Origin of the sequence: Amycolatopsis sp. NPDC004625, from assembly GCF_040609695.1 — a bacterium.
GTDB lineage: Bacteria > Actinomycetota > Actinomycetes > Mycobacteriales > Pseudonocardiaceae > Amycolatopsis.
Genome location: NZ_JBEXKX010000119.1, coordinates 1 through 3,190 on the forward strand (window position 1 = coordinate 1; position 3,190 = coordinate 3,190).

Annotated in this window: 3 protein-coding genes; 1 reads left to right on the top strand and 2 read right to left on the bottom strand. The window is 72.5% G+C overall.

Translation table 11 applies throughout. From position 1 onward, the window contains the following. Positions 1-36: 36 nt before the first annotated feature. Positions 37-1,539, bottom strand: coding sequence for a HAMP domain-containing sensor histidine kinase (locus ABZW17_RS46655; protein WP_354829466.1), 1,503 nt, complete (start codon positions 1,537-1,539; stop codon positions 37-39). After that, positions 1,517-2,266 (bottom strand): response regulator transcription factor, encoded by a 750-nt coding sequence (locus ABZW17_RS46660; RefSeq protein WP_033261680.1) that lies wholly within the window; start codon positions 2,264-2,266, stop codon positions 1,517-1,519. Before ABZW17_RS46660 ends, ABZW17_RS46655 begins: the two co-directional genes overlap by 23 nt. Positions 2,267-2,434: 168 nt before the next feature. Between ABZW17_RS46660 and ABZW17_RS46665 the strand changes: the two genes are divergently transcribed. Further along, positions 2,435-3,046 (top strand): hypothetical protein, encoded by a 612-nt coding sequence (locus ABZW17_RS46665; RefSeq protein WP_354829469.1) that lies wholly within the window; start codon positions 2,435-2,437, stop codon positions 3,044-3,046. The last annotated feature ends 144 nt before the right edge of the window (positions 3,047-3,190 follow it).

The following is a 3,190-nucleotide window of genomic DNA, read 5'->3' on the forward strand; positions in this document are numbered from 1 at the left end:
GTGAGTGGTAAGGAGGGTTAGAACCCGCCTTACCACTCACGACCGCGCGGCCGCGAAGGTGATCTCGAACTCGGTCCGCCCCGGCCGGCTCTGCACCCCGACCCGGCCGCCGTGCACACCCACCACCGCCGCCACGATGGCCAGGCCCAGCCCCGTGCTCCCCGCCGCCCGCGACCGCGAATTGTCCCCGCGGGCGAAGCGCTCGAAGATGTCCGGGAGGATCTCCGGCGGGATGCCCGGGCCGTCGTCGGCCACCCGGAGCCGGACGATTCCGTCCGATGTGGACAGCGTCGTCGTCACCGTGGTGCCCGGCGGGGTGTGCGTGCGGGCGTTGGCCAGCACGTTGATCACCACCTGGTGCAGCTGGTTCGCGTCGCCGAGGACGCCGATCGGCTCGCCCGGGACCTCCATCAGCCACTTGTGGTCCGGGCCCGCCACGTGCGCGTCCGCGACCGCGTCGGCCACCAGGCGGCACAGGTCGACCCACTCGTGCACCACCGGGCGGCCCGAATCCAGCCGGGCGAGCAGCAGCAGGTCCTCCACCAGCGTCGTCATCCGGCGGGACTCGGACTCCACGCGGCTCATCGCGAACGCGACGTCCGGGGGCACCTGCTCGCCGCCGCGGCGGGTCAGCTCCGCGTAGCCGCGGATCGCCGCCAGCGGTGTCCGGAGTTCGTGGCTGGCGTCCGCGACGAACTGGCGGACGCGGTTCTCGCTCGCGTGCCGCGCGGACAACGCGTTCGCGACGTGCTGCAGCATCCGGTTCAGCGCCGAGCCGACCTTGCCGACCTCGGTGCCCGGGTCGGTGTCGGCCTCCGGGACGCGTTCGGACAGCGCGACTTCGCCGCGGTCCAGCGGTAGCTCCGAGACGCGCGTCGCGGTCGCGGCCAGCCGGTCGAGCGGCCGCATCGTGCGGCGGATCGTCGCCGCGCCGACCGCGCCCGCCACCAGGATCCCGGCGAGCGCGACGCCGCCGAGGATGAACCCGAGCTGCCAGAGCGTCTCGTTGACGTCCTTCAGCGGCAGGCCGATGACCGTCTTGTCGCCGTTCGGGGCCTTCGTCGAAACGACCCGGTACTCGCCGAGGCTGCCGCCGAGGTCGATGCTGTGCTGCTTCCCGTCGGACGGCAGCGCGACCAGCGTCAGCACCTGCTCCGGCGAGATGTTGCGGTACCCCGTCCGGCGCTTGGACGGCGCGCCGGCGGTGGAGTCGAGCACGCTGCCCTGGGCGAGCGCGCCGCGCTGGACGACGGCGAGCGTGCCCTCGCCCTGGCCGAGCGCGCGCAGCGGATCCGGCGGCGGTGCTTCGCCGTAGGTCCACGGCGGCGGCCGTTCCCCCGCGTGCGAGGCCCGGTCGCTGGCCGCGGCCAGCCGCTTGTCCTGCTGCCCGACGAGGAACTCGCTCAGCGCGAACTCCGTGACCACGCCGACGACCACGCACACCAGCGCGAGCAGCGCGGCGAGCTGGACGATCAGCCGCCGTCGCAACGACCACGGCCGGCGGACGCGCCGCGGTTCAGCCTGCTGGCTTGAGGACATACCCGGCGCCCCGCATGGTGTGGATCATCGGCTCGCGGTCGGCGTCGATCTTCTTGCGCAGGTAGGAGATGTAGAGCTCGACGATGTTGGCCTGCCCGCCGAAGTCGTAGCTCCAGACGCGGTCCAGGATCTGGGCCTTCGACAGCACCCGCTTCGGGTTGCGCATGAGGTAGCGCAGCAGCTCGAACTCGGTCGCGGTCAGCGGCACCAGATCGCCGCCGCGGTGCACCTCGCGGCTGTCCTCGTCCAGGGTGAGGTCGCCGACGACGAGCGTCGACCCGCTCGCGCCGGTGACGCCGCCCGCCCGGCGCAGCAGCGCGCGCAGGCGCAGCGCGACCTCTTCGAGGCTGAACGGCTTGGTCACGTAGTCGTCGCCGCCCGCGGTGAGCCCGGCGATGCGGTCCTCGACCGCGTCCTTCGCCGTCAGGAAGAGGACCGGCAGGTTCGGCGCCTCGGACCGCATCCGGCGCAGCACTTCGAGGCCGCTGAAGTCGGGGAGCATGACGTCGAGGACGACGGCGTCGGGGCGGAAGTCGCGCGCGATCCGGACGGCCTCGGTGCCGTCGCCCGCGCTGCGCACCTCCCAGCCCTCCATCCGCAGGGCCATCGACACGAGCTCGGCCAGCGTCGCCTCGTCGTCGACGACGAGGACCCGGACCGGGCTCCCGTCGGCGCGCCGCAGGTCGGCCTTGCCGGGGCCGGGTGACGTGGCGTTCATAGCGGTCATAGTGCCACCTTCCCGGCGCCTCATCAGCGCTCACTGTGACGTCGCTGTGCGTTTCCTGTGAGAGTTCGTTCGTTCGAGGCACAGCACCCGCTGACGCCCCGCACAGCTCAATCACAGCGACGACGGCGAGCCTGGTCGGGACCAGTGTGGGTACGACCGGAGGACACGATGACGACCGAGCCGACGCCGACCACCCCGCCGCCGGGCGCCAACTGGGGCGACCCGGCCCCGGCCGCCCCGAGGAAGGGCTGGTCCGGCAAGAAGACGGCGATCGCGGCCGGCATCGCCGTGGTGATCGCGGCGGGCGGCGGAGCAGCGATCTGGGCGGGCACGAGCAGCGCCGACAACACGGCCCAGGGCCCCGGCGGCTTCGGCGGCCCGGGCGGCGGACCCGGCGGCGGCCAGTTCCGCGGCCAGGGCGTACCGGGCGGCGGTTTCGGCGGCGGAATGGCGGCGCTGCGCGAAGCCCTGCACGGCGACTTCGTGGTGTCGAACGGCAGCGGCGGCTACACGACCGAGCGCCTCCAGACCGGCGACGTGACGGAGCTGAGCGCCACCTCGGTGACGCTGACCAGCAAGGACGGCTACAAGCAGACGTATACGCTGAACGGCTCGACCCAGAAGACGGGCGACGTGAAGCAGGGCGACACGAACGTGACGGTGGTGGCGAAGGTCGACGGCCAGACGGCCACGGCGACGACGCTCGGCCAGGGGTTCGAGCCTGGCCAGCGCCAGCCGGGCCAGCGCCGGGGCGGCTACTCGGCCCGCCCGACCAGCTGAACCCCGCCCCGAGGACCGGTATCGAAGCCGGCCGGGCCGGGGAAGTGGCCGGGTGGTCGTGAGTGTTTAGGAGGGTTCTAACCCTCCTAAAAAAACACAGGTCCATGCGAAGTCGCAAGACGATGTATATGGACTGACGCCTGC